Origin of the sequence: Marinoscillum sp., assembly GCF_040222955.1 — a bacterium.
Taxonomy (GTDB): Bacteria; Bacteroidota; Bacteroidia; order Cytophagales; family Cyclobacteriaceae; genus Marinoscillum.
The window spans coordinates 75,375-100,492 of the sequence record NZ_JAVKCA010000010.1; the positions used below are offsets into that span (position 1 = coordinate 75,375).

Consider the following 25,118-nt stretch of genomic DNA (forward strand, 5'->3'; position numbering starts at 1 on the left):
AGCTGGCAAACGTGTCTGCCAGCTTGTAAGCGAGGAATAACCCCTGGACTAACCTTTGTAAGACCCAGGCTCATAGCCGAAGGTGATCGCAATGCGATTCCATGAATTGATCTGACAAATGAGTAAAACAAGATTAGCGATCTCTTCCTTGCTAAAGTGCTCCGACGCATGGTCATATGCAGCTTTCGGATCAGTATGACTGATACCAGTCAATGCCTCTGTGAAGTGTAATGCAGCAGCCTCGGCAGGAGTAAAGCAGGTAGCCTCACGCCATACCTGAGTGAGGAAGAGTCGTTGAGCAGTCTCTCCATCCTTGGCCGCCTCTTTGGCATGCATGTCCATGCAATAGCCACATCCATTGATGGCCGAAGCCCGAAACTTCACCAGATGATAAATCATTGGATCTATTCCGGCCTTTTTCAGGTAACCCTCTGTATTCAGCATGGTGTCGTACCAGCCTTTGGGTAGTTCTTTTGCAGTTATTCTTTCCATTGTCATACTTTATATGGTTTGTGAAGGTATGACTGGCCCGCAGCCCAATACGTGACAGTTTTTTATGCTTAATGTTTTATTTTAAAGTCACTCAGCTTTTCCGGGTTTAAAACCACAAAGATTCCGGTGACTTTGCCCTCATCCACCTCCAGGATCATCACACGATACACTTCATTGTTCTCCAGGAAGGCAATGGCCGGCTGATGATTAACAGCAATGATTTTCACACTGGTGTTTTCCAGATAGTATTTGGTACCAATGGCCCGTAACAACTTCGACACATGGTCCTTCCCTCTGAGTACTTTCCGGGCTGCCGAAACGTCCGGTCCCCCGTCTGAGAAACTCACCACCTTGTTTTTGAGTAATTTCTTAAGTCGTGGCAGATCAGCCGCTCGCATCGCCCCCGTCAATTCATTGAGCAGTGTTTTATCCTCATTTGAAAGTGCTTTTTTCTTCCCTCTTTTCAGGTGAATCTTATCCTTTGACCTTTTGTGAAGCTGCCTTGAATGCTCCTCCTCAATCTCCAGTACCTCACCTATCTCTTTGTGAGAAAAATCAAAAGCGTTTTTCAGCATAAAAACGGCCCGCTCCTGTGGGCTGAGTTTCTCCATGAGCACCAGCAGGGAATAACTCAGAATCCGTTCCCGATCTGCACCCTCATAGATACCATCTTCAGTAATCACTGGTTCCGGTAGCCAATAATCCGGATAATGCTCGAGTTTGTTTCTCAGCAGGTTTTTATGGCTGATCGATCGGTTGATGACGGACCTAACCAGATAACCGGTGGGATTATTTACCTCTTCGTGTTTTTTTAGCACAAAAGGCACCAGAACCTCCTCTACTACATCACGGGCTGGCTCCATGGCTCCCAGGATGTTATAAGCATAAGGCAGAAGGGTGGCCCTGAATTGCTCAATCTCATTTTCCGGATAATGAAGCTCGCTCATTTCAATTGTGCAATTTAAATTTTCATCGGTCTGCATCTGCTCACGTCTTTTGGTCCGAAGGAATGACGCTGGCAACCCGAAATCCGTGACAATTATTTTTTACTCGGCCAGCAGCTTTCGCATTTTCTTCTCCGCTCGCAGTGCATGATCACTTTCCGTATAGAAAAAAGCCGCCGGATCCATTTGCTCTTTCAGTATGATGGACTGCTGTAGCTTAAACGTCTCTGAGCTTTCGCCAAAGAACACAATACTGCGCTCCAGCCCCATAAGGATCAGCACGAAAAAAATAATATTTCGAATGCGTCGCCTCATATCGTTGCAGTGATTTCAGGAAAGATCTTGTAAAACACCAGCCAGGCCATGAGTAAGGTAAGTCCGAGGTTGAGCAACTGGCCACATACATAAAGAATCAGGGGCTTGCCACCAGAAAACTGTCCCCGCAGTTCCTTAAAGTTGGTAGACAGACCAATGCTTACAAATGCGAGGCAAAAGAGCCACCCGCGGATTCCTTTGGTAAACCCAAATAGCTGTTTTTCAATCAACACCTCAGAAAGCTCCGGGTTCATCGTTCCCTGTAGGAGGGAGAAGAAAATGGAGGCCCCTATAAATCCCAGAATGAATTTGGGGAAGCGATTCCATATTTCAGAAGCAGGTACTTTTTTACCCTGTACACGATCCACTTTGGTGGTCCAGTACATGGCCACTGCAAAAGCAATCACCCCGATGAGGATGTTTTGAATCATCTTGATAGTAGCCGCCACATTCATGGCAGTGTCCCCTAAAAAGGCTCCGGCAGCCACCACCGCTCCGGTGGCATCTATGGTGCCGCCCAGCCAGGCGCCACCTAGTACCTCCGGCATTCCCACCGCCTGAATGAAAGCAGGCAACGCCACCATCATCACTGAGGTAAAGACCATGGACAAGCCGATGGCCGTTGTAAGTTCTTCCTTTTTGGCATTGCAGGCGGCCGCTGTGGCTATGGCGGCTGATACCCCACAGACTGACATGTCAGCACTAATGGTGATATTCAGGCTTTTGGAGGACATCTTCAGTATTCGCTGACCAAACCAAAAAGTGCTGACCAGCACGATGGGAGTAACCACCCAGGCCACAAATATTCCGGGAAGCCCTATGGCCATGATCTTGCCGAAGAGTACCTCAGCACCTAATAGCACCAATCCGGTTTTGATAAACAGCTCATGTCTGAGAGCTGGCTTTAGCCACTCCGGCAGGCCAAAAGTATTGCTGATAAAAATTCCGAGCACAATGGCCCACAGCGCGTAGCCCAGGCCTATGGACTTGAAGCTGACCTGAGACTGTAAGACATAAGCCACCAACCCTACCAAAAAGACGATGACAAAACCCTTTAAAAACTTTTTGACGGGTGTACCCAGCACGGCCGCTCCTGCACCCAGAAGTACCCCAAATGCCAGCAAAAGGCTCAGCAGCCCCCAGGCGTAGTTTTTCCCCTCAAATGTGTCCAGCGGATTTTGGGTCCATTTCTGGAACTTCGCCACCATCAGGTGAAGGTGACTCGTCAATGTGGTCTGCTCTATGTTCACAGACCCGGTGGTCACCTGTTCACTGGCACTCGCATACGGCGCCATCACAAATACCACAAGGGCAAACCCCAAGATAAATACACCCGTGGCAATGGCCACCAAATCTTCTGTCCATTTCATCCGCTCAAATTTTCCAAAAAGATATGAATTCTCCGCAACTCACCATGTCAGATATTAGCCCAGCCTTTACCTTTAGGGCATGAGCCATCAGAATGTTACCATCATATATTGTAAAATGTGCCGCTGGATGATGCGCGCTCACTGGATGAGCCAGGAGCTACTGACCACTTTTAGTGAAGAACTGGACGAAGTAACACTCCGACAGGGTACAGGCGGCATTTTTGATATCTATGCCAACGATACACTGATTTTTTCCCGAAAGGAAATGGGGCGATTCCCTGAAATCACCGAGCTCAAACAGCTCGTCAGGGATCACATTGCGCCCGACAAAAGCCTTGGTCATTCTGATAAAAAGGCAGATTAATCTTTAGTTTGCAGCCGGATGCAACAACTCAACCCCATCAAATTCTGGCCGCCGCTGATCCTGCTTACAGGTACGGTCACCTACAGCCTGGTGGACAAAGAAGGGTTTTTGGCTGCCGCTCAATCCGCCAATACCCGGATTCTCCAACACTTCAGCTGGCTGTTTAGTTGGAGCGTACTGTTGTTTGTCATACTCCTCCTCATTATATATCTCTCACCTTTTGGTAAGACTACCATAGGAGGAAAAGGAGCTTCTCCGCTGCTCTCCAAATGGAAATGGTTTTCCATCACCCTCTGTACGACCATCGCCACGGGGATCTTATTTTGGGGAACTGCAGAGCCACTCTTTCATTTTCATCAGCCACCTGCCAGCCTGGAGATCAACCCGGCCAGTGCAGAAGCCCGGGATTTTTCTATGGCTACGATGCTCCTCCACTGGACCCTAAGCCCCTATGCCATCTATACCATAGCCGCGCTGGTATTTTCGTATTGTTTTTATAACCTCAAGCGCCCTTTCGAAGTAAGTTCCATGCTCTTTCCCCTCATGGGGAAACATGCCTCCGGGATCATTGGCCACCTTACAGATATCATTTGTTTGTATGGATTGGTAGCGGGCATGGCAGCTTCTCTTGGAGCCGGTATACTCACCATCTCCGGCGGGCTTCGCACATTTCTGGGCATCCCCCCATCGGGTTTTCTCCTGCTGGTCATTACCCTGACCATTGTGGTCACGTTCGTGGCCTCTGCCAGCAGTGGGTTGATGAGAGGGATACGCATACTTTCCGACTACAACATCAAGGCATTTATCCTCCTTGCAATTTTCTTTTTCTGCTTCGGCCCCACCATGCCTATTCTGGAAACAGGAAGCTCGGCAGTGGTCGCCTACATTCAAAACTTTCTGCCCCGTAGTGTCAACTGGAACAATGTCCTTGACCAGAGCTGGTTTCAGAGCTGGACGGTATTCAACTGGGCCAATTGGCTGGCCTGGACACCCATCACAGCCCTTTTTCTCGGTCGCCTGGGTAAAGGGTATACCGTTCGTCAGTTCATCCTCGTCAACCTGGTATTTCCCTCGCTTTTCGGAGGACTGTGGATGATGATCTTTAGTGGTTCGGCCATTCACTTCGACAGCCTGAGTGATGGCGCACTTTTTCAAACCCTGACTGATGAGGGACCTGAAAATGTCATCTATGCCATATTTGAATCATTGCCTTTCACCTGGCTGATTAGCATTATTTTCTTACTGATTACCTTTATCTCCTATGTCACAGCCGCTGACTCCAATACCTCGGCCATGAGTAATCTTTGTACCAAAGGGATCACCACTGAGCATCAGGAGGCCCCTGTTTTTACCCAGATCATTTGGGGTACTATTGTGGGCGCACTGGCGTGGATCATGATCTCCTACTCTGGCATAGAGGGCATCAAAATGATCTCTGTACTCGGGGGGTTTCCGGCATTATTTCTTGTGATTGCTGTGGCATTTGGCGCTATCAAACTCATGATCACCACCAAACCATGAATACACAGCAGCATACCGAACTGATCAAATCCCTGGCTACGGAGCTTGGTTTTAGCTTCTGCGGTATCTCCAAAGCGGGGTTTCTGGAAGACGAGGCGCCCAAAGTAGAGGAGTGGCTCAAACGCGGATATCAGGGCAAAATGGGTTATCTGGAAAATCATTTTGACAAACGACTTGACCCCACCAAACTGGTGCCCGGTGCTAAGTCCGTGGTATCACTCGTCTACAACTACTACCCTGAAAAAGATCACACTGAGGCACAAGGCTACAAACTAGCAAAATACGCCTACGGTCAGGACTATCACCATGTGATCAAAGATAAACTGAAGGGTTTCATGGACAGCATTCAGAACCAAATCGGGGCTGTGGAAGGCCGCGCATTTGTAGACTCCGCCCCGGTGCATGAGCGGGCCTGGGCGGCCAAAGGCGGGATAGGTTGGATCGGAAAAAATTCTTTGCTTCTCAACAGAAAAATGGGAAGTTTTTTCTTCCTGGCGGAGTTGATCATCGACCTGGAACTGGAGCCCGATGGCCCCATGAAAGACTACTGCGGTACCTGCACTGCATGCCAGGATGCCTGCCCCACGGATGCCATCTCAGAAGCTTATGTGGTAGATGGCAGCAAATGTATTTCTTATCTCACCATCGAGTTGAAAGACAGCATCCCCGCGGAGTTTAAGGGCAAAATGGAAAATTGGGCTTTCGGGTGTGATATCTGCCAGGACGTATGCCCATGGAACCGGTTCTCCACACCCCACCATGAACCGGCATTCCAGCCGCAGGGCTGGGAAGATTTCTCTACTCAGGACTGGGAAGAAATGACCCAGGAAGTATTCAGCAAAGTATTTAAAAAATCGGCTGTAAAACGGACCAAATACGAAGGGCTCAAACGGAATATTTCTTTCCTAAAAAATAACACTTAACCCCTGCTTTTCTGCGTTGGGTTGCGTAATATGGCACTGTTATTTTTTTAAGTCCCAATCATGAAAACAAAACACATTTCCCTCCTCACACTCCTGAGCCTCCTCTTTGCCTGCGGTGGCGACCAAACAGGGTCATCCGGCACCATTGTCAATGACTCCCGCTTTGGCGAATACATCAGTGGCTACACCAGTGGCACCATCTCGCATAAAGACAACATCAATGTACAGTTCACCGATATCGTACCGCTCCCTGATAACCCTGACCTGAAAACACTTTTTTCCATTTCACCCTCCATCAAAGGAACCATTGTGAAAACAGGTCCACATGCCCTCACGATTTCCCCGGAAGAGCCTTTGAAATCGGGACAAAAATTTGTATTCACACTCAAGCTCAATGAACTCTTAGAAGTACCAAAAGAGCTGGAAAAATTCAAGTTTGAAATCGCCATCATCGAGCAAAACTTTGAAGTGATCCTTGGTGAAATCCTCGCGCCGGATCCTGCTGCTCCTGATCAGTTACAGTTTGAAGGCACGGTGAATACAGCAGACTTTGCCGAAAATGAGGCGGTAGAAAAAATGATTCAGATGGACGGGAGTCTCCCCATCACCTGGCAGCATCGCAGCGGAACCTCCCACCGATTTGCCGTCACGGGGATCACCCGCACCAAAGACTCCAAAACCATCCAAATCAATGCCAGTGGTGCGCCAATAGGCGTGAAGCGATCCGAAGACCTGCGAATGGAAGTCCCCTCTCAGGCGGTATTTTCGATGATTTCCACCAAAGTAGACAACTCCGGAGACCCCTTTGTAGCCATCTATTTTTCTGACCCTCTGGACCCTGCTCAGAGTCTTGCCGGGCTCATCAGCCTGGAGGGTGTTCAAAACCCCGGAATGGTCATAGCCGGTAATCAGGTAAAAGTGTATGTCCCTCAAAACATGACCGGCAGCAAAAAGCTGCAAATCTTCGAGGGCATCAAAAATTCCAAAGGTCAGGTACTGGGCAAAACCACCACCAGCTACATTCCTTTCGAACCAGAAAAACCACAGCTACGACTGGTCGGAAATGGCACTATTTTGCCATCTACGTCAGGGCTGGTACTGCCCTTTGAATCCGTCAATCTCAAGGCCGTACAGGTAGAAGTAGTGAAGATTTTTGAAGCCAATATGCCTGCCTTTTTTCAGGTAAACAATCTGTCTGGTGAGGATCAGATTAACCGGGTCGGCCGAAAGGTCATGAGCCGGAAGGTTGACCTTTCGGCCAAGGCCGAGGACCTCAGCAGCTGGAACCGGTTTACCCTCGATTTATCCACGCTATTTGAAGCAGAAAGAGGTGCCCTGTATCAGGTAAGGATTGGCTTTCTTCCAGAATATACCAATTACCCCTGCGATCAGGTCTTTGAGTCACAAGACAATCCCTCGGAGAAGGAATCATGGAGCATTCATCAGGATGACAACTTTTACGAATGGGGTAACCTGTGGGACTACCGCTACCCAGAGGGTTATACCTGGAAGGAACGCGATAATCCATGCCACACTTCCTACTACAATTCCAATCGCTTTGTATCTACCAGCCTGCTGGCCACAGACATTGGGCTGATCGCCAAAATAGGTGGGGACAATACCATGAAGGTGATCGCCACCAACATGACGAATGCACAACCCATTCAGGCCACCATCAAGGTCCTTGACTACCAGCTTCAGGAGATGAACTCCATCATGACCGACGCACAGGGCTTTGCCTCCGTCAAACCGGAAAGAAGGCCTTTTCTCATTGTGGCTGAAGCTCAGGGTCAGAAATCCTACCTGAAACTGGAAGACAATGAATCGCTCTCACTCAGCAATTTTGATGTGTCAGGTACCAGGGTAATCGGCAACATCAAAGGGATGGTGTATGGCGAACGCGGAGTATGGCGCCCGGGGGATGATATATTCCTGAGTTTTTTACTTGAAGACCCTGAAAAGCAGATTCCCGACAATCACCCGGTGGTGATGGAGCTGCGGGACCCCAGAGGCAACATCAAAGACAAACAGGTGGTCAATCAGGGAGTGAAAGGGCTTTATACTTTTCAGACGAAAACCAGTCCGGATGATGTAACCGGAAACTGGTGGACGACCGTCTCTGTGGGAAACAACAGCTTTTCGAAAACTGTGAAGGTAGAAACCGTAAAGCCCAATCGCCTGAAAATAAACCTGGACCTGGGCGGAGAGAACATCACGTATGAAGACCGTGCGTTAAAAGGAAAACTGAATGTCAAATGGCTGACCGGACTGACCGGAAGCAACCTCAAAGCCGAAACAGAGCTCAAACTTCTGGAAACCAACACTGTGTTTGATGGCTATGCCCAGTATGAGTTTGATGATGCCGGAAAGAGATTTTACGACGACCCCAAGCAGATATTTAGTGGCGAAGTAGACCAAAATGGTGATGCCACGATCAACCTGCAGCTGCCCTCAAAACCCAACTCTCCCGGCGCGCTCAAAGCCATCTTCAACACCAAAGTGTTTGAGCCAGGAGCCGGTTTCAGTATCAACTCAAAAGCTGTGACCTACCTGCCTTACAGTTCTTTTGTGGGCCTGAACCTCTCTACAGCTGAGCGCGGCAGCCGCATAGAGCGCGACAAACCTCAGCAAGTGGACCTGATCACCCTTGGATCTAATGGTCAACTGATAGACCGTACAGGTGTAGAGGTTAAAATTTACAAACTCAACTGGCGCTGGTGGTGGGATCAGGCTGATGACTATAGCACGAACTACGTCTCTTCCAGCTATGCTGAGTTGATAGAAACCAAAAAAATCAACACCACAGCGGGCAAAGGCAAATTCAATTTCACCATCAAAAGCCCCAACTGGGGGCGGTTTATTGTGGTGGCCAAGGATCCCGTTTCCGGACATTCTTCCAGCCAGGTCTTCTACACCAGCTGGTATGGCTCATCAGGTGGCAATGCCATTGGTGCTACTTCTCTGGAAGTGAGCACGGACAAAACCGAGTACGCAGTGGGCGAAAAGGTCAATGTGACCATGCGCGGAAGCTACGAGGGTCAGGCGCTCATCAGTGTAGAGAATGGCAGCTCTGTCCTCCAAACCTTTTGGATCAAAACCGAAAAGGAATGGACCACTTTCACGCTGGACGTGACACCAGATATGGCACCCAATGTCTACCTACATGCCACTTTATTGCAGCCCCACGGCCAGACCAGCAACGATCTGCCCATAAGACTCTATGGGATTGCTTCTATTCAGGTCTATGACAAAGAAACCAGATTGGAACCCACCATCCAGATGGCGAATGAGCTGGCTCCCAACGAGTCGGTGGAAATCACGGTTTCAGAAAAAAGCGGTCAATCGATGGTCTATACACTGGCGGTGGTAGACGATGGACTGCTAGATCTTACCAATTTCAAGACACCCGCTCCATGGGATCATTTTTACAGCAAAGAAGCCATCGGGGTGAAAACCTGGGACCTGTACAACGACGTGATCGGCGCCTACGGTGGGCGCCTGGAGCGACTGCTGGCTATCGGTGGTGGTGAAGGAGGTCTGGATGACTCCAAAAAGAAAGAGGAAAACCGGTTTAAACCGGTGGTTCAGTTTATGGGACCTTTCTACCTGGAAGGGGGCCAAACCAAAAAGCATACCTTCACCATGCCCCAATACATTGGGTCCGTGCGGACAATGGTAGTCGCCGGCTTGAACGGAGCCTATGGAAGTGCAGAAAAAACCACTCCCGTGATCAAGCCACTGATGGTGCTGGGCACACTGCCACGGGTGGTGGGTCCAGGCGAGCAGGTGAGTTTACCCGTCAATGTATTCAGGTACAAAGAGAACATCCGAAACGCCAGTATTTCTGTGGATGCTTCGGGGGTACTCAGCCTAAGGGGCTCCAACAAACAGTCCATGGAACTCAAAGAATCCAATGGGACACTGTATTTCGATTTGGCTGTAGCCGAAAAGCTGGGCGCCGGTAAAGTAACCATAACGGCTACTTCTGGTGGTGAGTCAGCTAAACACGAAATCAACATCGAATCCAGGTCACCCAATTCTCCGCAAACCATCGTACAGGTGCTACCTGTAGAAACAGGCCAGACCGTGACCCCAAATGGGAAACTGTTCGGTATGGACGGTACCAATAAAGTGACTTTGGAGATCGCCTCCATTCCACCCATCAACCTCGAGCACAGACTGAGCTACCTCATCAGATATCCTCACGGATGCATTGAGCAGACAGTGTCTTCAGTCTTTCCGCAGCTTTTTCTCAAAAACATTACGGAATTAACAGTGGAAGAGCAGGTGAAGGTGGAGAACAATGTGAAAACCGCCATCAAGCGACTTGCTAAATTTCAGGTGCCTACAGGCGGCCTGGGCTACTGGCCCGGGTATGACAATGCCAACAGCTGGGGTACCAGCTATGCTTATCATTTTCTCATAGAAGCCCAGAAGCAGGGGTATCTGGTGCCCAATGAACTGATCGAAAAGGTACTGAGCTATCAAAGAAATAAAGCCCGAAACTGGACCAAATCTGTAGACCAGTGGGACTCTGACCTGATACAGGCCTATCGTCTTTTTACCTTGGCACTGGCCGGATACCCGGAAATAGGTGCCATGAACAGGCTCAGGAACACTTCCGACAAGTCTGTGCAGTCCGTACATAAACTCGCTGCGGCCTATGCCATCATTGGCCAAAAGGAAGCTGCGCAAGCCCTCATGAAGGACTATGGCCGCTCATCAGTGAAGGACTATGGATATAGCTACTATTACTACAGCTATGGCTCTTTTGAGCGGGATCTGGCCCTGTTGCTGGAGACCTATGTGTATATGGATAGCAAAGCTGAAGCTTACAAAATCCTTCAGGAGATCTCAGAAAAGCTCTCCGGAGAGGACTGGATGAGCACCCAAACCACGGCGTATTCTTTGCTGGCAATCAGTAAATACATCACTGCCAATCAAACAGAAAAGGGAATGAAAGCCAATATTTCTTATGGAAACAAGAGCACCACATGGTCTTCAGACAAAGCCATTTACCGATCCGAATTGCCTACAGAAGCACTTCAGTCTCTGAAGGTTGAAAACAAAGGCGGGGCGAATTTCTTCGTGACACTTTCCATCACGGGCACACCAAAGCCTGGCGATGAACCGGTCACTCAGTCTGACCTGGCGGTGAGCGTCCGCTATGTGGATCAATCCGGCAGGTCACTCTCTCCTGACAGCCTGCCACTGGGTCAGACCTTTGACGTATTGGTCACTGTGAAAAATGAATATGCCGCTGGTAGTGTCAAAGACATTGCCCTGGCACACATACTACCCTCTGGTTGGGAAATTCAGAATGACCGACTGACGGATCAGGAAACCTCAGAATACAGCTCATTTGACTATCAGGATATTCGTGACGACAGGGTCTATACGTATTTTGACCTGAATCGCAACAGCCAGAAAGTATTCAAAGTGAGTGTGACGGCTGCCTATCCCGGTAAATATTATATGCCCGGCGTACAGGCAGAAGCAATGTACAAAGCTTCCATTTCGGCGAAAACCGCAGGAAAGTGGGTTTATGTAACCAAATAATTTATCTACTCAAATGCTTTCAGGCAGCGGTGATCGTCGTTCAAAATTGAAGTGGGCCATTGGGCTATCACCGCTGCTTGTTCTGGTTATCTACCTGGCCATTCCGCCCAGTCTGGGTGACAGGCCCACCTCTACGGTGCTCAACGATCGAGATGGGCACTTGCTCAGTGCATCTATTGCGGCGGATGGGCAATGGCGATTTCCACTCTGCGATTCCGTGCCCGGAAAACTGGAACGATGCATATTGCTTTTTGAAGACGAATACTTCTACAGTCATCCCGGAATCAATCCTTTCTCTGTATTAAGGGCCATTCGGCAAAATGTCAAGCAACAACGCATTGTCAGTGGTGCCAGTACGCTGACCATGCAGCTGGCCCGAATGCTCCAAAACAGGGAACGCACCCTCCTCCAGAAACTCCTGGAAATGGGTATCGCCCTCAGGATGGAAGTCTGGTATTCAAAAGAAGAGCTGCTAAGGCATTACACCTCTCTGGCTCCCTTCGGTGGCAATGTGGTAGGAATCGACGCTGCCTCCTGGCGATACTATGGGCGCCCCGCTCACCTCCTGAGCTGGTCAGAAAGTGCCACGCTGGCGGTACTACCCAATCAACCCGGCGCGATCTATCCTGGTACCTCCATGGAAGCACTGAGGCACAAGCGGGATTTCCTGTTGAAAAAACTCTATCAGAGCTCTGAAATTGACAGCCTTACTTATGTGCTGAGTCTGGAGGAGCCACTGCCTGACAAGCCCTTTGACATTCCACAGCAGGCACCTCACCTTCTCACAACCATTCGTGAAAATGCTGAAGGACATACCCTGAATACAACCATTCACCCCTTTTGGCAGCAGAAAACCACGGAGGTGGCGGAGCGTAAGCACCGGTGGCTAAAATCCAATGGCATCGACAACCTGGCCGTGATCGTGGTGGATCTTCAAAATGGCAAGGTGCTTTCATACGTAGGTAACACCTCCGATCCCACAGCTGATGGGTATCAGGTGGATGTCATCCAAAAACCCAGGAGTTCAGGCAGTATACTCAAGCCATTGCTGTATGCCAGGTCGCTGGAAAAAGGCATTATCCTACCAAAAACCCTCCTTCCCGATGTGCCCAGCTTCTTTGGTGGATACACCCCTAAAAACTTCAACCTGGGTTATGCGGGCATGGCCAAAGCCAATGAAGCTTTGTCCATGTCCCTGAATATCCCCTTTACCCACCTCCTGCAGGAGTATACCTACGAAGCCTTTCATCAGGACCTCCAAAAGTTCGGGATCACCACTCTCAGTCAGCCACCGGGCCATTATGGCCTTTCCATCATTTTGGGTGGCGCAGAGGTCAAACTTTGGGATTTAGCTCAGGTGTATTTTAGCCTGTACCGAAAACTGGCCAATGAAGACAATTATCAGATCAGTTTCCTTCCCGATGCTGAAAAGATCCCTGATGTAGAACTTAGCGAAATCAACGTTTGGCACACCTTTCGGGCGATGACCGAACTCACAAGGCCTGGGGCAGATCACTCCTGGCAAAACTTCAGCTCCAGTCAATTGATCGCCTGGAAAACCGGGACAAGCTTTGGCTTTCGGGATGCCTGGGCCATCGGGCTGAATGGCAATATCCTCGTCGGTGTATGGGTAGGAAATGCCGATGGCGAAGGCCGCGCCGGACTCTCGGGCGCTTCATCCGCAGGCCCCATACTCACGGAGCTGATCCGTCTAGGGGACTACGATAACCAATGGCTCGAAAAACTCAAGCCGTTTTCATTCCCCCACCAAACCTGCACAGCCTCCGGGATGCTGGCCGGGCCCGCATGTAAACATACCGAAAACATGGACCTTGGCCCGGAGGCAGAGCGATCCGGCCTGTGTACCTATCATCAGCACCTCTGGATGGATGAAAGCCTGACGTATACCGTGAATCACTCCTGCTATGACATGCGAAAGGCTTCCCAACAATCGGTGTTTGTACTCCCACCCAAGCAGGGGTATTACTATCAAAAAAACCACTCCGACTACTCGGGAAGACCTCCTGTATTTCCGGGATGTGAACAAGGTGCCGAAGAGGTCCTGGCCATCAATTACCCTTCGGCCAATGCCAAAATATTTATCCCCAAAGAATTGCAAGGCCAGTCCGGTGAGGTGATCCTGGAAGGTTCCCATCAGAATCCAAATGCAGAACTCTTCTGGCATCTGAACGACCAATACCTCGGCAGTACCCACGGTGAGCATAAGCAGTCCCTTCTCCTCCCACAGGGACAATACCTCATTACCATCCTGGATGCCCAGGGAAACGCTACCTCCAGAAGTTTTGAGGTGGTATCTGACCCTTCATCTTAGTACCTTCGCCAGAAAAATAAGAACCATTGAATATCCTCTACTTCATAGACCTCCTCGGCACCATGGTATTTGCCATTAGCGGAGCGCTCACAGCCTTTGACAAAAAGCTGGATATCTTCGGCATCTCGGCCGTGGCTTTTATCACGGCTCTGGGTGGCGGCACCCTGCGCGATGTGCTCCTGGGGAGCACCCCTGTCTCATGGATGCAAAATCTCAACTATCTATTCATGATCCTCCTTGGTATTGCTATAGCCATTTTGTTCAGACAGGCCGTTCAGAAGCTCAGAAAGACCTTTTTCCTGTTTGATACCATAGGCATCGCCGTGTTCACCATTTTAGGTCTGCAAAAAGCCCTTGACTTTGGTGTCTCTCCAATCATCGGCATCATGATGGGTATGATCTCTGCGGTTTTCGGTGGAGTGATCCGGGATATTGTTTGCAATGAAATCCCACTGATCTTCCGTAAGGAAATATATGCACTCACTTGTATCGCCGGGGGCATCGTGTTCATACTCCTCGATTTTTGGGCTGTGGAGCAATTACTCAACATTCTCATCACTGCCGGATTCATTGTCTCCTTTAGGATACTGGCGGTCAGGTATCATTGGGAATTGCCCCTTTTATCATAACTGATTCTTATTACTTTTACCCACCCAAAAAGTCAGCCCCACTTTTGATAAAAACCGAATAACTATGGGCTTAAAGAACCATGCCATACTGCTGATCCACTGTACCGACCGCAAAGGTCTGATCAGCACCATTACCAACTTCCTCTTTGAACACAATGGCAACATCATTGACCTGGATGAGCATGTGGAGAAAACAGAAGGAGTGTTCTTCATGCGGGCTGAGTGGGAACTCGAAGGGTTTACCATCCCCAGAGAAGACATTCATGGCGCCTTCCAGGATAAAATAGCCAGCCGGTACGACATGGACTGGCAACTGCATTTCACGGACAAAAAGCCAAGAATGGCCGTGTTTGTCTCCAAATCTTCGCATTGCCTCTACGACATCCTGTCGCGGCACTACTCAGGTGAATGGGAAATTGAGATTCCGGCCATCATTTCCAACCATACCGTGCATCAGACCATCGCCGAGCGTTATGACATTCCATTTTATCACTTTGAAGTCAACAAAGACAACAAACAGGAAATGGAGCAGGCCCAGCGGACCCTGCTGGCGGAACTCAACATTGACTTTTTGATTTTGGCGCGGTACATGCAGATTCTCAGTGATGATTTCATCAATGCCTATCCGAATAAAATCATCAATATCCATCACTCCTTTCTTCCTGCATTTGCCGGTGCCAAACCATACCATCGTGCGCATGAGCGGGGGGTGAAACTAATAGGCGCCACCAGTCACTATGTGACTGCTGACCTGGATGCCGGGCCCATATTGGAGCAGGATGTGGTGAAGATCTCTCACAAAAACTCAGTAGAAGATCTGATCAGAAAAGGCAAAGACCTGGAAAAAATAGTGCTCTCACGAGCCATCTGGACACACCTGCAACGCAAGGCACTGGTGCACAACAACCGAACAGTGGTTTTTGATTAGTCCCTAATCACGTAGACTGACAGTACTCCATCACGCCTTCTTTGATCAGCTGGAAGGTTTTCTCGATGATGCTTTCGTCCTCCTCCAGTAAAGTCAGTCTGAAGCCCAGCAGGTCTGATGAAAATGAGGATATCGGGACGATGCACACATTTTTGGCAGCCAGCAGGTAATACACAAATCGCTTGTCCAGCGTCATGTGATTGGCCTTCATCCAGGACTCCAGTAGCGCTTCCACCCGTGGATCCGTGATCTTGAGTGTCTGCTTTTCATTCAGCACACCCGGCTCAAAAATCATGGTATTGTAAAAAGCGCCGTTGGTCTGATTGAATTTTACATAAGGCACATCACTGAATACCTCATTCAGATAAGCACTTCGCTTCCCAATCTTGTCCCTTGTTTCCCTGATAAACTCAGGATATCGCGGGTCTTTCATGATCCTGGGAATGGACAACTGCGGAAGCTTGGTAGAGCTCACCTCTATCATCTTGGCATTGTCTATGGTCTCACACAGCCTGGTAAACTCCGTATCGCTGGTACGGTTATAATATTCCGCCCATCCACACCTGGCCCCCGGCCAGGGAAACTCCTTGGAAATGCCCTTCAGCGAAATGGCAGGTACATCCCCAATCACTTCAGCAAGTGTGCAGGTTTTGGCACCATTGTAGACGATATTCATATAGATCTCATCACAGATCAGGAAGAGGTCAAACTCCCTGGCAATGGCCACCATCTTTTCCAGTATTTCCTTCGGATAAACCATGCCGGTTGGATTGTCCGGGTTGATGATGAGGATACCTACGATGCTGGGGTTATACTTTACCTTATTATACAGGTCATCCATGTCCGGATACCAGCTATTATCCGGATCCAGCTTATAGGTGATCGGGTGATGGTTCGCGTGGCCAGCCTCTGCCGAACTGTGCGTGGAATAAGCAGGCGATGGCCCGATCACCCTTGACGTAGGCAGCAGGTACTGATAAATCTTCTGAATGGCGTCACCCAGTCCATTGAAAAAAGTAATGTCCTGAGGCGCTATCTGAGCACCGCCGCGCTGGTTATTCAAATCGGCCAGAAACTCCCGGGTAGACAGCACGCCCTTTGAGTGACTATACCCGTAGGTATTGTCCTCATACAGGAGACCTGCAATAACATCCTTCATCCATGCCGGTAGCTTATGGTTTTTCTGAATGGGGTCGCCAATGTTCTCCCACAGAATCGAATATCCAAGCTGCTCTAGCTGCTCTGCCTTCTTCACAATCCCACGAATCTCGTAAGAAAGCTCGCTAGCCCCTTCCCTAAGTAGTTTCTGTCGCATACGCTAAAAAAATGAAGCTACGAAGGTAGGAGAAAGTGTAGGTCTTTTGAAAATTGACGAAAGAATATTGTTTATAATTGTGAGCACACGGAATTAATCACCCAGGCGAAATGCCAACTTGGCCGTGAGCAGGTTAACGTTCTGCACCTTATCATCTGGTAAACTATAGTACCGGTAATATCCATTTTTCAACCGATGGTTGGTCAGCCAATAGTACCGGACTTTCAGTGCCACGCGTGACCCGATGGGTAGAGAAGCTCCTACCGTAAACCCAAAACCCGTGGTTCCTTTGATCTTGTACACATCCCTGCCTATAACCATCGCCGTAGGTTTAAAAAAGCTAATCACTCCCCCCACAGACACCTGCCAGGTATTTCGTGGGGAAAAATTAACTCCCGCCGACATGGGCAGGCCAAAGTAGTGTGAATACTTCAGGTTATCCGGTGGGCTGCTCATCGATGATTCAATTTGGGTTTTGGATGATTCATCAAAAGGGTTCCAAATAAAGGAGGCATTGAAAAAGATCGCCAGCCCCAAACTGTCTGACGGGCCTACAAACTCATACCCAAAGGCCATTCCTGTGGCCGCCATTCCGCTGGTTGGGCGCTCTACGTCTGCATCTCCAAAGTCTGCCATAGGTACTGCAGGCCCGGCACCCAGCCAATGGGTTTGTCAGGTGACACCTGTGAAGAATCCCACAAGGAAAAGGGTGAACAATATTTTTTTACACATAAAGGATCGCTTAAGGGGAATATTGGCTCAGTTCATCAAAATAAACCGCTAAATTTCTTGGGGAAAAGGTAAAGCACACGCATTAAAAAGAAAAAAGTGATATTTTAAGGTCAAAATAACCAACCCATGGATTTCAACTTTTCAGATTGGTGGGGTACCCTCACCACCCTTCAGCAAATTTATTGGGGCTTTGCCATCCCTTTCACCCTCATCTTCCTACTCCAGATGATCATGACTTTTGTGGGTGGGGATATGGATACAGATGGGTCTGCAGACTTTGATGTAGAGACCGATGATGGCGCAGGATTTCAGTTTTTCACCATCAAAAATTTCGTGGGCTTTTTCACACTTTTCTCATGGACAGGCATCGCCTGCCTGGATTCGGGGCTTTCGGCCAGCCTTTCAGTGGTGATCTCCATTGGTGCGGGCATCCTGATGATGGTGATCATGGCCGCCATTTTTTACTATTTCAGTAAGCTTACAGACTCTGGCAATATGTCGGCCAAAAATGCCATTGGCGGGATCGGTGAAGTATATCTACCCATCCACTCCGGCCGGGGCAACATCGGCAAGGTAAGCATCAAAGTTCAGGGGTCTCTACGCGAGCTGGATGCGATCACCGATGACAATCAGGATTTGCCAACTGGCGCCGTGGTGACTGTCACAGACATCACCAGCAATGACACATTAATCGTTACTAAATCTAAATAATCAATGTCGAGTACCTTCTTATTTATCATCGCCGCAGTAGTCGTATTCGTATTTGTACTGCTCATTGGCCTCTTTCAGCGCTACAAGCGCTGCCCTTCTGACAGAATACTGGTGGTCTATGGAAAAGTCGGCAAAGGTGCCGATGACCAGGGCCGGTCGGCCAAGTGTATCCATGGGGGCGCCGCTTTTATCTGGCCCATCATTCAGGATTATGAGTTTCTGGACCTGACGCCTATCTCCATTGAAGTGATGCTGTCGAATGCCCTTTCCCGACAAAACATTCGGGTGGATGTGCCCTCCAGATTCACCGTGGGGATCTCTACAGAAGAAGGCATCATGAACAATGCCGCCGAACGCCTGCTCGGTCAGTCGCAGCAGAGTATCCATGACCTGGCCAAAGACATCATTTTTGGTCAGCTGCGTTTGGTGGTAGCCACCATGGACATTGAAGAGATCAACAGCAACAGGGATAAATTTCTGGCCAACGTAGCCTCCAATGTGGAGGCTGAACTCAAAAAGATAGGTCTGAAGCTCATCAACGTGAATGTGACGGACATCAAAGACGAGTCCGGCTACATAGAAGCCTTGGGTAAAGAAGCGGCGGCCAAAGCCATCAACGATGCCCGAAAAAGTGTGGCTGAGAAGGTAAGAGACGGATCGATCGGTGAGGCCAATGCCCATCAGGAACAGCGGGTAAAAGTAGCTTCAGCTGATGCCATGGCTGTAGAAGGTGAAAACACCGCCAAGATCACCATCGCACAATCCGATGCTGCGAGGCGGGAAAAAGAGGCAGAAGCTCAGAAAATTGCCATCGCGGCAGAGAAAGTACAATCAGCCAAAGCCCTGGAAGAAGCCTACGCCGCAGAGCAGGAAGCTGAAAATGCCCGTGCCAGACGTGATAAAGCGACCCAGACTGCCGATGTGGTGATTCCTGCACAGATTGACAAAGAAAAAGTGGAAATAGCTGCTGAAGCGGAGGCCGAAATGATCAGGAGAAAGGCCAGAGGGGAAGCAGACGCCATCCTGTTTATGAAAGAAGCAGAAGCCAAGGGTATCTATGAAGTATTGACCAAGCAGGCAGAAGGATTTAAGCAAATCGTAAGTGCCGCCGGCAATAACTCCCGTGATGCGGTACTGCTGATCATTGCGGACAAACTCAATGAGCTTGTGAGGCTGCAAACGGAAGCGATCAAAAACATCAAAATCGATAAGATCACCGTTTGGGACAGTGGCAATGGGGAGAATGAGAAATCCTCAACAGCCAACTTCATTTCAGGCCTTTATAAATCTGTACCGCCACTCCAGGAGATGTTTGGTATGGCAGGTATGGAGCTCCCGGATTACCTGAAAGGGAAGTCTACCGAAGAGATCCAAAAACTGGCCAGCGAAGTGAAAAAGAAAAACGAACCCAAAAAACCCAAAGAGACCACCGATCCTCCGAAGGACGATCAATAACAAAAAGGGCTTCGGCCCTTTTTTTAATCAATATCCATGCCGCTGATTGAACTCATCTGCATTGCATTTGGCTATTATTTCACTTAAACATCACCTCCAAACTCTCTCTGTAAATATTCAAACGTGGCAGGTTGACGTAAGAGCCACTATTGACTAACAACACAAAGGTGGCATCTTGCTCCGGGAAATATTGCGCGATAGAAAGGAAGCCATCTATGCCACCGGTGTGGCCCACGGAGTTACCGTAGGGGGTTCGGTTGTGCTCCAGCCCAAGTCCATTCTGAAAGTGACCAAAATCCTCATCTTCCCAACCCTCCGGTAAGTCAAACCAATTAGTCATATCCTGCATGGATTGTGCGCTGATCAATTCTCCTTTCATCAGCTGCTCAAAGAACAATCCCAAATCATAAGCATTAATGGCAATCCCTCCATCAGCCGTATTGAGCTCATCTTTATACAGAAACTCACTCTCCACATACTGATCATTACCATAAATGTCTACATACCCTTTGACTGTACCTGATGGGATCGGCACCTCCGTATCGTAATAGGCACTGGCCAGCCCGGCAGGAGTAAACACGCGGGTATCGTATGCTTTGGCCAGTGTGTTACCTGTTGCCGACTCAATGATCATTCCCAGCAGCAAAAAATTGGTGTTTGAGTAGTAATAAGTTTCACCTACAGCGTGTGTCGCTTTTTTTCCGTACGTATATTTTAATACATCTTCTTGTTGCCAATCATTGTCTATTCGATTGATCCGATCCAGCTCAAACTGAAGCGTGTAATAATCAGGAATGCCACTGGTGTGTGCAAGCAGATGGGCGATGGTGCTTTCGTTGACGTTTTCAATCCTATCTGTGATAGAATGCTCAATCCATTTGTTGACCGGATCATTGAGCGATAACAACCCCTCATCAACCAACTTAAACACCACGGTCGCGGTAAAAACCTTGCTAATGCTGGCAATCAAAAAAGTATTGCATGGATTCACCTCAACATCTGAGGCAATATCCGCCATCCCACTGGCACCTACCCAGGTGCCATGGGCATCTTTGATCATCATGGTCGCCCCCACTATTCCCAGTTTGCGGTTGCGATCTAATATGGTCTGATAGGCTGCTGCATTTGGATGAATAGCGCTTGAATCGGCATAAGTAAAACCACAGTCATAATAGTCCTCCACGAACATTTCATTTTGCTCGCAAGCAGGCAAAACAGCAAGACTTATAGCCATTGACATCATTAGGATATTGAACTTCATAAGGATTGCAATTTTACGTTGACACCAACTTTTAAGAAAGAATGTATAATAACCGGAATCCCATTGGCAAAAGGGGTCTCCAACGCCAGGTCCTGCCTCACAAAGGGAAGAACGGGGCTGTCGTTTACCCAGGTGAAGCCAATACCCACTGTGGCAAGTGCATGTGCCCTTCCCAGTTGATTGATCTTTTCAAATTCACCTGTTCTTGGATTGACTTCATACAATTCTCCAGGATAAAAGGTGTGCATATAGCCCAGTCCATAGGCAAGGTTGGTAGCAAGCCAATCGGTCAATCCAAATTGGTGACTCTGCTCCACCCTCAGAAAAATACCATTTTCTACCCTTTCGTGGTGGTAGCCACCCATGTAGACATTGAGCACACGAGGGGTTCGTTGATCCCAGACATAGAGCGTATAGCCCACCTCAGCTCCAGGGTGGATTGGAGCCAGCCTTGTCAACGGGAAAGCAATGCTCTCACTCATCAGAGCGATTGATAAATCGCCTTTTTGTTGTGCCGAACTCAATAAAACGAGTGTCGCAAAAATGAAGGTTAATAGAAGTCGCATATTTTAAAAGAAGGTTATTGCTTCCTATACGGGAGAGTTGGGGATAAATCGAAAAACAAGACGAAACCTTACCTTTTATTGACCTATGTCAAGAAATGACTGACCTCAGTCGCGAAAGTGTCTCTGGAGAAATGTTGAGATAGGAGGCCAAAATTCTATGCGGCACTCGATTGAATAAGGAAATACGTTCTCTATTGAACGCTTCCAGACGTGAGGCAGAATCGTTAACAATCAGCGACAGCTCCTTCTCATGTTTTTCGATGATAAAACTGATGAGCTGTTGATTCCTGAATGCTGCTACTTCCGGATGCTGCTCCATGAGCGTATCTAGCTCGCATTTCTCCCAGTACAGGAGCGTAGTATCGGTGAGTGCCTGACAGCTGATGTACGAAGGGTCGCCGGTGAAATGACTGACGATAGAGCTGTAGAAGAAATCATTTTCCTGGGAAAGTCTTATGGTCTTTTCAGTTGATTTGTGATCCAGAACATAGTGACGCACCACACCTGATTTGATAAAATATATCCGCTTACAAACCTCATCTGAACGGAGTAGGTGTTCATTTTTCCGGACGAGCTTTGAATGTCCTCTTTTTAATAATAACTGTAATACATCCAATCTGGCAATCATTTTACTTCTGGCTAACTAACCATAGTACACATAGAAACCATTAGTCCGAAATCCATTTTCTGCCCCAATAGCCCATTTTAAAATAAAAAACCTCTCCAATCCTGTATTACGGACGGAGAGGTTTTTTTGAAAACTAGGACCGATTAATTAGAAATTAAACCCTATGCGACCGAAGAAGTAGGCACCGCCCACACCCATCTGCACAGAATCCCAATATCCACCCGAATCTGTCCAGTCATCCTGCTGTGATGGATATACATTGAAAATGTTGTTTCCACCTAAAGAGAAGGTCATGCCATCTGTCACCTGAAAACTAATACTCAGGTCAGTAACCACTCCCGCTTCGTATACATCTTTGGAGGCATTGAGCTTATTTTGATACCCACCATAGTCGGCATCATCCTCATAAATCTGCCAGTCCAGTACCGTGATTTCACTGAAACGCGTGAAAGCCAGCGACACATCAAATCTGTCGGTGAAGTAGCCGATGTTCAGTCCGAATTTAGATGGAGGAGCGGAAGCTTTCAAAAAGTACTGCTCCCGCGGCCCAAAAAACACATCGGCATCCAGGTTGCCGTTATTGATTTTTTCAATGGAGATATCATTGATGTTTCCTGTGAGCGCTACACTGAGTCGGTTAGCGCCCAACTGCGCCCGGTAGTTCAGCACCATATCCAGACCGGTGGTTTTGGTATCCAGGCCATTGGCAAAAAACTGGGCATCTACCACATTGATGTTCAACGAAGAGGCATCAAAGTAATCGGTCAGTACAATCCTGTCCTGAACGGTGATGTAATATCCATCCACCGTAGCTGTGAAATTGCCTGCTTCGAGTGTCACCCCAAGGCTGGCATTGTTGGCTGTTTCCTGCTTGAGCTGCTCTATACCAAACCCACGGGTCACAGGACTGTTATTAGGTGCCAGTAGCACCTCCAGGGCTTCACCACCAATGAAGTTGGTAAACCGAAGGTTGTAGTAAATCTGAGCCAAAGATGGTGCCCTGAAACCCGATGAAACCGAACCTCTCAAGGCCAGATTGTCTGTCAATTCAAATCTGGAAGCCAGTTTGTAGTTAAAGGTCTCGCCAAAATCAGAGTAGTTCTCGTAGCGAAGCGCCGCTCCTATCAAAAACTGTTCGGTTAAGTTAACTTCGGTGTCCACATACAGGGCCAGGTTTGATCGGCTTCTCAGCACTTCGTTGGCAGGACTGTATCCTGGGAAACCCTGTGATCCTCCCGGGCGAGGCTCGCCATCATATTCCGGGGCCTGCTGATCGGGTCTGGTAATGGCCAGTCCCAAAGTATCGTAGGTCGCATAAGACCCTTCTTCGCCACTGAAAATACCAAAGGTCTCTGTTCGGTATTCCATCCCAAAAGCAAGGTTGGTACCCGCCAGGAACCCATCGTAGTATTTGGTCAGGGTAGCTGAGGTCACATTCATGGCCAGGCTATGTCCACCGGCATCAAAGTCAGTGGGAGAAGCCTCCTCCAGTGAGGCGTTCACGGTGTTTTTGATGTAGTAATGGAAATCGTTTTTACCGAAACTGTTGTTCACATCCATTTTCCAGCCATTCGGCAAAATCTGCTTGAAGCCTGTGGACACCGACGCATCTGAAATGATGGAAGTGATCCTGGGGGTGAACCCATTGGGATAGATAGAAAGCACATTACGACCAGATTCAGCATCTCGTGAAAAGGCGTAAGCATCTGTGTTTCTAAAATTTCGACCACCAAAGGCATAAAACTCTGTCTTATCACCTACCGGCACAGAGGCGTTCACCATAAAATTAAATCCCTGAATCCCTGCCTCGCCATAGCCCTGACGAAAAGAAGCTCCAGGTCGGAGTACTTTCTCCTTGTTGACAAATTCTGTGGTGAAGTTGACAAAACCACCATCATCGCCAATGTCAAGTCCGTAATTAAGAGAGGCGCGTACGGTATTGCCATCGAAGCTTCTATCGTCATCATATAGCCTGTTTTTACCATCCACATTGGCCGTACCCGGATCAAATGAGCCATCAGCAGCCGTGCTATATGCTCCATAAGTCACGTTACCGGAGATGTCACCTGTGTTATCCTTCAGCACGATGTTGATCACTCCTGCAATGGCATCCGACCCATACTGGGCAGAGGCTCCATCTCTCAGTATTTCTATCCTTTTGATAGATGCTACAGGGATGGCATTCAGGTCAGTACCCGTGTTACCCCGGCCTCTTGTTCCAAAAACGTTAATCAGGGAAGACTGGTGCCTTCTTTTTCCATTGATGAGTACCAGTGTCTGGTCAGGGCCCAGGCCTCTGAGTGTGGCCGGATCGATGTGGTCAGCACCGTCAGACCCCGACTGCTTGGAGGAATTAAACGAAGGCGCCGCATACTGCAGAATCTGATTGATTTCGATCTGCCCGTTTCGCGAAGGGATCTCAGCCAGATCAATCACGTCCACGGGTACAGGCGTACTCAGCTCTGTCCGGTTTTCATTTCTGGAGCCCACCACGGTCACTGCGCCGAGTTCCAGCCCCTCTCGCAGGGTTACGGAGAGGTTGGTTTGCCCGGCTACCGCCACTTCCTGAGACTTAAAGCCCACAAAAGAAAAAGTAAGCACGGCATTCGGGCTGCTCACCTGAAGGGAGAATTTGCCTTCATAGTCGGTAATGACACCATTGGAGGTGCCCTTCTCCAGGACTGTCGCTCCGACCACCTCCTGCCCAGCGTCATCGGTCACTTTGCCCGATATACTCACCTGAGCCCATGAGGTATAGGATATTACTGCAAGGGTCAATAGTAGAATTTTTCTCATAATCTTCATACTTACGTTGTTTAGGTTATGAGTAAAATAACAAATATCAGAGACTTTTCTTTTTCATCTCTCAACCATTTGAAGGGATCATTGCCAAAAAGGTAAATGTTTCTTCGATACACTCCGCAAGTGTTTGCAGCAGTTTTTTTAATAGATCGTTTCGCGCCTGGATCGGGAGAGTAGTACCTGGCCTTCAAACTGTTGATGGAAATCTGAGCTGCATTTTTCGTCATCAGACAATTTGAGATTTTACCCAAAAAGTCAGTTTTAACTATCA

The 25,118-nt window shown here is 48.6% G+C and carries 19 protein-coding genes; 9 read left to right on the plus strand and 10 right to left on the minus strand.

Going from position 1 to position 25,118, the window contains the following annotated elements; translation table 11 throughout:
- Nucleotides 1-48: 48 nt before the first annotated feature.
- From RIH33_RS09490 to RIH33_RS09505, 4 genes are all read right to left on the minus strand, one after another.
- The gene (locus RIH33_RS09490; RefSeq protein ID WP_406650059.1) at nt 49-492 is read right to left on the minus strand and encodes a carboxymuconolactone decarboxylase family protein; all 444 of its coding nucleotides are present in this window, start codon (nt 490-492) and stop codon (nt 49-51) included.
- A 68-nt stretch (nt 493-560) separates the two neighbouring features.
- Nucleotides 561-1,439 carry a sigma factor-like helix-turn-helix DNA-binding protein gene (locus RIH33_RS09495; RefSeq protein WP_406650060.1) on the minus strand — a complete coding sequence of 293 codons (879 nt, stop codon included), beginning with the start codon at nt 1,437-1,439 and terminating at the stop codon, nt 561-563.
- Nucleotides 1,440-1,538: 99 nt separating this feature from the next.
- A complete protein-coding gene (locus tag RIH33_RS09500) occupies nt 1,539-1,751 on the minus strand; it encodes a hypothetical protein (RefSeq protein WP_406650062.1) in 213 nt (70 codons plus the stop codon).
- Nucleotides 1,748-3,121: a YeiH family protein gene (locus tag RIH33_RS09505; protein ID WP_406650064.1), complete on the minus strand. Its 1,374-nt coding sequence runs from the start codon at nt 3,119-3,121 to the stop codon at nt 1,748-1,750. Before RIH33_RS09505 ends, RIH33_RS09500 begins: the two co-directional genes overlap by 4 nt.
- 79 nt (nt 3,122-3,200) lie before the next feature.
- On the opposite strand from RIH33_RS09505, the gene RIH33_RS09510 reads away from it, so the two are divergent.
- The 7 genes from RIH33_RS09510 to purU all read left to right on the plus strand — a co-directional run bounded on the left by RIH33_RS09510 (nt 3,201) and on the right by purU (nt 15,377).
- Nucleotides 3,201-3,485, plus strand: coding sequence for a SelT/SelW/SelH family protein (locus tag RIH33_RS09510; RefSeq protein WP_406650065.1), 285 nt, complete (start codon nt 3,201-3,203; stop codon nt 3,483-3,485).
- An 18-nt stretch (nt 3,486-3,503) separates the two neighbouring features.
- Complete coding sequence (locus RIH33_RS09515; RefSeq protein ID WP_406650067.1) at nt 3,504-5,006, plus strand: BCCT family transporter; 1,503 nt, start codon at nt 3,504-3,506, stop codon at nt 5,004-5,006.
- Nucleotides 5,003-5,929 (plus strand): tRNA epoxyqueuosine(34) reductase QueG, encoded by a 927-nt coding sequence (queG, locus tag RIH33_RS09520; protein WP_406650068.1) that lies wholly within the window; start codon nt 5,003-5,005, stop codon nt 5,927-5,929. Before RIH33_RS09515 ends, queG begins: the two co-directional genes overlap by 4 nt.
- Before the next feature lie 60 nt (nt 5,930-5,989).
- Complete coding sequence (locus RIH33_RS09525) at nt 5,990-11,488, plus strand: alpha-2-macroglobulin family protein (RefSeq protein ID WP_406650070.1); 5,499 nt, start codon at nt 5,990-5,992, stop codon at nt 11,486-11,488.
- 13 nt (nt 11,489-11,501) lie between these two features.
- A complete protein-coding gene (gene pbpC / locus RIH33_RS09530; RefSeq protein ID WP_406650071.1) occupies nt 11,502-13,820 on the plus strand; it encodes a penicillin-binding protein 1C in 2,319 nt (772 codons plus the stop codon).
- Between the two features lie 26 nt (nt 13,821-13,846).
- A complete protein-coding gene (locus tag RIH33_RS09535) occupies nt 13,847-14,449 on the plus strand; it encodes a trimeric intracellular cation channel family protein (protein WP_406650073.1) in 603 nt (200 codons plus the stop codon).
- Between the two features lie 64 nt (nt 14,450-14,513).
- On the plus strand, nt 14,514-15,377 hold the full coding sequence (gene purU, locus RIH33_RS09540) for a formyltetrahydrofolate deformylase (protein ID WP_406650074.1): 864 nt from the start codon (nt 14,514-14,516) through the stop codon (nt 15,375-15,377).
- A gap of 7 nt (nt 15,378-15,384) precedes the next feature.
- Here the strand turns inward: purU and RIH33_RS09545 are convergent, their stop codons facing one another.
- The gene (locus RIH33_RS09545) at nt 15,385-16,692 is read right to left on the minus strand and encodes a pyridoxal phosphate-dependent aminotransferase (RefSeq protein WP_406650076.1); all 1,308 of its coding nucleotides are present in this window, start codon (nt 16,690-16,692) and stop codon (nt 15,385-15,387) included.
- A 93-nt stretch (nt 16,693-16,785) separates the two neighbouring features.
- On the minus strand, nt 16,786-17,328 hold the full coding sequence (locus RIH33_RS09550) for a hypothetical protein (protein WP_406650077.1): 543 nt from the start codon (nt 17,326-17,328) through the stop codon (nt 16,786-16,788).
- A 222-nt stretch (nt 17,329-17,550) separates the two neighbouring features.
- On the opposite strand from RIH33_RS09550, the gene RIH33_RS09555 reads away from it, so the two are divergent.
- Together RIH33_RS09555 and RIH33_RS09560 are read left to right on the plus strand one after the other, a co-directional pair.
- The gene (locus RIH33_RS09555; RefSeq protein ID WP_406650079.1) at nt 17,551-18,135 is read left to right on the plus strand and encodes an NfeD family protein; all 585 of its coding nucleotides are present in this window, start codon (nt 17,551-17,553) and stop codon (nt 18,133-18,135) included.
- A 3-nt stretch (nt 18,136-18,138) separates the two neighbouring features.
- On the plus strand, nt 18,139-19,590 hold the full coding sequence (locus RIH33_RS09560) for a flotillin family protein (protein ID WP_406650080.1): 1,452 nt from the start codon (nt 18,139-18,141) through the stop codon (nt 19,588-19,590).
- Between the two features lie 79 nt (nt 19,591-19,669).
- Here the strand turns inward: RIH33_RS09560 and RIH33_RS09565 are convergent, their stop codons facing one another.
- From RIH33_RS09565 to RIH33_RS09580, 4 genes are all read right to left on the minus strand, one after another.
- The gene (locus RIH33_RS09565; protein WP_406650081.1) at nt 19,670-20,851 is read right to left on the minus strand and encodes a serine hydrolase domain-containing protein; all 1,182 of its coding nucleotides are present in this window, start codon (nt 20,849-20,851) and stop codon (nt 19,670-19,672) included.
- The gene (locus tag RIH33_RS09570) at nt 20,848-21,417 is read right to left on the minus strand and encodes a hypothetical protein (RefSeq protein WP_406650083.1); all 570 of its coding nucleotides are present in this window, start codon (nt 21,415-21,417) and stop codon (nt 20,848-20,850) included. Before RIH33_RS09570 ends, RIH33_RS09565 begins: the two co-directional genes overlap by 4 nt.
- Nucleotides 21,418-21,505: 88 nt before the next feature.
- Nucleotides 21,506-22,045, minus strand: coding sequence for a Crp/Fnr family transcriptional regulator (locus tag RIH33_RS09575; RefSeq protein ID WP_406650084.1), 540 nt, complete (start codon nt 22,043-22,045; stop codon nt 21,506-21,508).
- A 147-nt stretch (nt 22,046-22,192) separates the two neighbouring features.
- Entirely contained in the window at nt 22,193-24,841 is a 2,649-nt protein-coding gene (locus RIH33_RS09580) for a TonB-dependent receptor (RefSeq protein WP_406650086.1), read from the minus strand.
- Nucleotides 24,842-25,118 lie beyond the last annotated feature (277 nt).

Coding starts and splice junctions, on each gene's coding strand:
- RIH33_RS09490 (WP_406650059.1), bottom strand. CDS start 492: ATGGAAAGAATAACTGCAAAAGAACTACCCAAAGGCTGGTACGACACC.
- RIH33_RS09555 (WP_406650079.1), top strand. CDS start 17,551: ATGGATTTCAACTTTTCAGATTGGTGGGGTACCCTCACCACCCTTCAG.
- RIH33_RS09495 (WP_406650060.1), bottom strand. CDS start 1,439: ATGAGCGAGCTTCATTATCCGGAAAATGAGATTGAGCAATTCAGGGCC.
- RIH33_RS09500 (WP_406650062.1), bottom strand. CDS start 1,751: ATGAGGCGACGCATTCGAAATATTATTTTTTTCGTGCTGATCCTTATG.
- RIH33_RS09570 (WP_406650083.1), bottom strand. CDS start 21,417: ATGCGACTTCTATTAACCTTCATTTTTGCGACACTCGTTTTATTGAGT.
- RIH33_RS09505 (WP_406650064.1), bottom strand. CDS start 3,121: ATGAAATGGACAGAAGATTTGGTGGCCATTGCCACGGGTGTATTTATC.
- RIH33_RS09580 (WP_406650086.1), bottom strand. CDS start 24,841: ATGAGAAAAATTCTACTATTGACCCTTGCAGTAATATCCTATACCTCA.
- RIH33_RS09565 (WP_406650081.1), bottom strand. CDS start 20,851: ATGAAGTTCAATATCCTAATGATGTCAATGGCTATAAGTCTTGCTGTT.
- RIH33_RS09550 (WP_406650077.1), bottom strand. CDS start 17,328: ATGGCAGACTTTGGAGATGCAGACGTAGAGCGCCCAACCAGCGGAATG.
- RIH33_RS09575 (WP_406650084.1), bottom strand. CDS start 22,045: ATGATTGCCAGATTGGATGTATTACAGTTATTATTAAAAAGAGGACAT.
- RIH33_RS09525 (WP_406650070.1), top strand. CDS start 5,990: ATGAAAACAAAACACATTTCCCTCCTCACACTCCTGAGCCTCCTCTTT.
- pbpC (WP_406650071.1), top strand. CDS start 11,502: ATGCTTTCAGGCAGCGGTGATCGTCGTTCAAAATTGAAGTGGGCCATT.
- RIH33_RS09510 (WP_406650065.1), top strand. CDS start 3,201: ATGAGCCATCAGAATGTTACCATCATATATTGTAAAATGTGCCGCTGG.
- queG (WP_406650068.1), top strand. CDS start 5,003: ATGAATACACAGCAGCATACCGAACTGATCAAATCCCTGGCTACGGAG.
- RIH33_RS09545 (WP_406650076.1), bottom strand. CDS start 16,692: ATGCGACAGAAACTACTTAGGGAAGGGGCTAGCGAGCTTTCTTACGAG.
- RIH33_RS09560 (WP_406650080.1), top strand. CDS start 18,139: ATGTCGAGTACCTTCTTATTTATCATCGCCGCAGTAGTCGTATTCGTA.
- purU (WP_406650074.1), top strand. CDS start 14,514: ATGGGCTTAAAGAACCATGCCATACTGCTGATCCACTGTACCGACCGC.
- RIH33_RS09515 (WP_406650067.1), top strand. CDS start 3,504: ATGCAACAACTCAACCCCATCAAATTCTGGCCGCCGCTGATCCTGCTT.